The following is a 4305-nucleotide window of genomic DNA, read 5'->3' on the forward strand; positions in this document are numbered from 1 at the left end:
CCTCTGCCTTCGGAGCAATTTGGGCTGACTATCCGAATTGCACGCTAGGACACCCTATGACACGATATGCCACTGAAACTAACAGACAATCTACTTCCTTGCACCGAAATTCATATCCGAAGCTTCGCTCTGACTTTCCTCCTGCTGCTTCCGTGGTGCTTCCGCGGAAACAGCAGGTTCACGAAGGAGGCATCGCATAATGGCCAAACTAACAAAGCGCGTCGTGGACGCGGCAGCGGTCCGTGAGAAGGACTATTTCATCTGGGACGACGAACTGCCAGGTTTCGGCCTGCGCGTGTTCGGATCTGGCAAGCGCAGCTATCTGATCCAGTATCGGGCTGCGGGTCGGACCCGTCGCTACACCATCGGGCTTCACGGAATCTGGACCGCAGAAACTGCGCGTCAGGAAGCCAAGGTGCAACTCGGTCGGGTGGCACAGGGTGACAACCCTTCAGAAGAACGCCTGCTCGATCATCAAGCGCTTACCGTGAAGGAGCTGTGCTCCATGTATCTGAAGGATCTCGACGCCGGTCTTATCCTTGGGAAAGGCGGTCGGCCGAAAAAGACAACGACAATCATCACTGACACTGGCCGAATCCACCGACACATCATGCCCCTCATTGGCAACCGGCGCGTCAAAGATCTCACGAAAACCGACATCACCAAGGTCATGAAGGACATCATGGCCGGTAAGACCGCTGTGTCTGTCAAAACGAAGAAACTGCGCGGCAAGGCCGTCGTCACGGGCGGTGCCGGCACGGCCACGCGAACGGTCGGGCTTTTGGGTGGTATCTTCACCTACGCAATGGAAGCCGGGGTCATAACGACCAATCCGGCACATGGCATCCGCAAGCCGAAGGACAATGTTCGTGACCGGCGTCTGACGGAAGCTGAATATAGGATTTTGGGCGAAATTCTACGAACAGCAGCCGCGAACCCCAAATTTACAATGACGGTCGATGTTATTCGGCAGATTGCACTTACCGGGTGCCGGCGAAGTGAAATCATCGGGCTCATGTGGCGCGAAGCCGATACGGACGCAAGCTGCCTACGCCTAACGGACAGCAAAGAGGGCGCATCTGTTCGCCCTGTCGGGCTCGCCGTCGTCGAATATCTGGAGGAGCGCCGAAAGACCGCGACGGGCTCGTATGTTTTTCCTGGCCAGGACGAAGACAATGCGTTTGGCAGCTTCCCCAATCACTGGAAACAGATTTTCAGAAACTCTCTGCTTTCCGATGTGACCCCGCATGTTTTGCGTCACAGCTTCGCGAGCATCGCCAATGACCTTGGGTTTACCGAGGTCACGATTGCCGCATTGGTTGGCCATTCCAAAGGAACCGTCACCAGCAAATATATCCATACGTTAGACACTGCCCTGATTATGGCTGCCGATACGATCTCCGGCTACATTCAAGGCCTGCTAGACGGAATTGAGTTCAAACAGACTGCTTACGCGCTGGATTGGGGTTCTCGAAAGGCGGCGCTCGCTCTGTTCCTTGAGAATGCGACGGGAAAAGAGCAGGAAAAGTTATCAGTCGCCTCCTAGCCTTGGAGCTTTTCGAGCAAAGGATGCGGACTGGGCCTGACGTCGGCCTGGTCCGCGCCGCGCTTAAGTCCTATGCTGCAGGACAACGTATAAATTTCTCGGAAGCGCCGTCGAGAAACACGCGTTCGATGTGATGTCCTGCGCCTTCAACGAGGCTACGCGCTACCATTGGCAGCTCGCGAATTGAACGCTGAACGTCATCCAACGCGATCGGACTGTCGCTTTCTGGCACATCAATGCGTGTCACGTTGTTCTTGCCTGCCAGCAAATAAGCCTGACCGAGAGCATTACGTGATTGTGCTCGCGATGCCGCATTAAAGGCGCGCAAAAACGCCCAATCCTTAACGCCACCGTTTCGCACTCGCTCATCGATGGTGAAAGTAGCTTCGCCCGTTCCGAGGCTGAGGATACGCACATCCTCGCGCGCAAGATCATAGCAAGCAAGAGCGTCAACGAGTGCATTCATGACCGGATTGTTGGCCCAGATGCCACCGTCGATCATGACATAGCCGTCGACCTCAACGCCAGGATAGTAGGACGGCGCAGCGGTCGTGTGGAGTGCGACATGCGCGAATTTCTTGTGGCGGTCCTTCTGATAATCGGGGTGGTGCGGCGTCTTATAGAGGAAGGGCTCGCCGTGGCGTCCCTCAAAACTCGGGATCACCAGCCGGGTGACGGCGCTATCCAGCACCTTGTCGCCGAATATCCGCAGCAACTCCTCCTTGAGAGCAGCTTGGTTGTGCTTCGGCTTGAACAGCCAGCGCAGAACCCTCGACACCTTCCCAATCCCGGCCGCTGGCGGAAAGATGTACTCGCCGCGTTCGAGATAGATGTTTAGCGCCTGTTGGGCAGTCATACCGTGAGCAAGAGCGAGCGCGATAATACCGCCTGTTGACGTGCCTGCGATCATGTCAAAGTGATTGGCGATCGAACCGCCATTTAAAAAACGGTTTTCGAGCTCAGCAAGGACGTGCTCGGAGGCCTGCGTCTCGATATTCGGCCTCTCACCCCGGCCCAGGCCTACGCCATCGGTCATCTGCGCCCGGCGACTCGCTCCCTGGGACTATCGCTTGGTGATCGGGCGTGTCTTGCCCTTGCCGCTGAACTTGGCATACCTGCCCTGACTGCGGATCAAGTCTGGGCGGAGCTTAAAATCGGCGTTTCGATTGAGCTAGTTCGAGATCCAAGCATAGTGTGATCCTAGGTGTTCAGTCCCGGCATCAGGTGGATCGGATCGCCTCGAACACGCGCCGGATCTCTGGCTGCAATGCCGCGTCCCGGCGTGCCCGATCTGACAACCGTGCAGGATCGGATCGCTTGGCCAGATGATCGTAATAGGTGGACGGGGCAATCGGCAGAAGGCTGCAGATCGGCTCGACCCCGTGCGTGCCCCGATGGGCATCAATGAAACCCACCATCACTTCGACCGGCGGTCGAGCTCCGCCATCGCAAAATACGCTGACGCCTTACGCAGGATCTCATTCGCCTGGCGCAGCTCGCGGTTCTCGCGTTCCAAAGCCTTCATGCGATCCGACATCTCGCTGGAGACGCCCGGCCGCTTGCCGCTGTCGACCTCAGCCTTCTTGACCCAGTCGTTCAGGGTTTGCGGCGCACAGCCGATCTTCGCGGCAATCGACATGATCGCCTGCCATCGCGATCCATGCTGACCCACATTGTCGAAAACCAAACGCACCGCGCGTTCGCGAACCTCAGGGGAAAACTTGTTCGTTGTCTTGCTCATGATGCTCCACCTTACTCAGGAGTTGGAGCCTCCGGCAAACCCGGCGCGGTTCACTGCCATACTTTGTCAACAGGGCCTAATGTCGATTGATCCTAAGCCTGACCCCGCCCATCTAATCATAAGACTTCCAGCCAACATGCTCACTCCAATCGCGAGGAGGAGGGGGCCGGCGAACTCCTCGGCCACTGTACCCGACGTCGAGGAAACCGATAGCAACATCAGGCTGAATTCTCCCCCGTTGGCCAGGATGACTCCGGTCCGCAATGAGGTCTGAAGCGCTTCGCCGAATAGTCGGGCGACGACGAAAACAATCAGCGTCTTTCCGCAGAGTATTATTGCAAGCCAGACCAGCACGGCAGGCCATTGAGATGGAAGGATCCAAAGTGGCAATTGAGTCCCGATACCGACGAAGAATATCCCGACAAACAAATCGCGGAAAGGCCGTATCTCGTTCTCGACAGCATGGCGCGCGTCTCCCTCGCCAATGATCATGCCGGCCGCGAATGCGGCGAGTGCCGGAGAAAGGCCGGCGGTGGCCGCGACAATCGCGGACCCCAGTGCAATGGTGAGCGCGAGAAGCTGGGCAAGTTCCGGATCGCCACGCGACGCTACCCAACGGGCCAGCAACTGCAACGGGCCACGCGCAATGAACAGAGCTGCAACCAATGCCGTTGCACTGGCGACGACCGTTATCACGCCATGTCCCTCGGCGGCTCCGCTCATCGAATCGTGCAGAAGCAGGAATGCTACAGCTGCCAAGTCTTGAAACAGAAGCACTGCAATGGCCAGACGCCCTTGGGCCGATCCCAGAGCGTTCGCGCTTGCGAGCACCTTGAGGCACATGGCCGTCGATGACATGGCAACGGCCCCGCCGATGAGGATAGCGGGGACGGGCGCGAGATCGAAGATCAGACTCGCTATCAACGACACCGATATCGTCGTGACTGCAACCTGCGCGGCTCCAAGACCGAAGACATGCTTCCTGAGCGTTACGAGCTTCTCGAACGAGAATTCCAGG

General features: G+C 57.5%; 3 protein-coding genes, 1 pseudogene and 1 other annotated feature. Of the genes and pseudogenes, 1 reads left to right on the top strand and 3 read right to left on the bottom strand.

Annotated features, from left to right (window positions below; translation table 11 throughout):
• The first annotated feature begins 199 nt into the window (after nucleotides 1-199).
• Complete coding sequence (locus CG51_RS18525; RefSeq protein ID WP_035747534.1) at nucleotides 200-1546, top strand: tyrosine-type recombinase/integrase; 1347 nt, start codon at nucleotides 200-202, stop codon at nucleotides 1544-1546.
• Nucleotides 1547-1616: 70 nt separating this feature from the next.
• Here CG51_RS18525 and CG51_RS18530 read toward each other — a convergent pair whose 3' ends face one another.
• From CG51_RS18530 to CG51_RS18545, 3 genes and pseudogenes are all read right to left on the bottom strand, one after another.
• Entirely contained in the window at nucleotides 1617-2582 is a 966-nt protein-coding gene (locus tag CG51_RS18530; RefSeq protein WP_198947694.1) for a CBASS cGAMP-activated phospholipase, read from the bottom strand.
• A 202-nt stretch (nucleotides 2583-2784) separates the two neighbouring features.
• Nucleotides 2785-3287: pseudogene (locus tag CG51_RS19805) on the bottom strand (transposase); the annotation flags it as partial.
• Nucleotides 2890-3006, bottom strand: a sequence feature (AL1L pseudoknot). It overlaps the preceding pseudogene by 117 nt.
• A gap of 66 nt (nucleotides 3288-3353) precedes the next feature.
• The coding region (locus CG51_RS18545) for a cation:proton antiporter (RefSeq protein WP_035747536.1) at nucleotides 3354-4305 on the bottom strand (952 nt) is incomplete at its 5' end.

It is taken from the genome of Haematobacter missouriensis (genome assembly GCF_000740775.1).
GTDB lineage: Bacteria > Pseudomonadota > Alphaproteobacteria > Rhodobacterales > Rhodobacteraceae > Haematobacter > Haematobacter missouriensis.

Excerpts from the sequence above, each read along its gene's own strand:
- CG51_RS18525 (WP_035747534.1), top strand. The coding sequence starts at position 200 with ATGGCCAAACTAACAAAGCGCGTCGTGGACGCGGCAGCGGTCCGTGAG.
- CG51_RS18530 (WP_198947694.1), bottom strand. The coding sequence starts at position 2,582 with ATGACCGATGGCGTAGGCCTGGGCCGGGGTGAGAGGCCGAATATCGAG.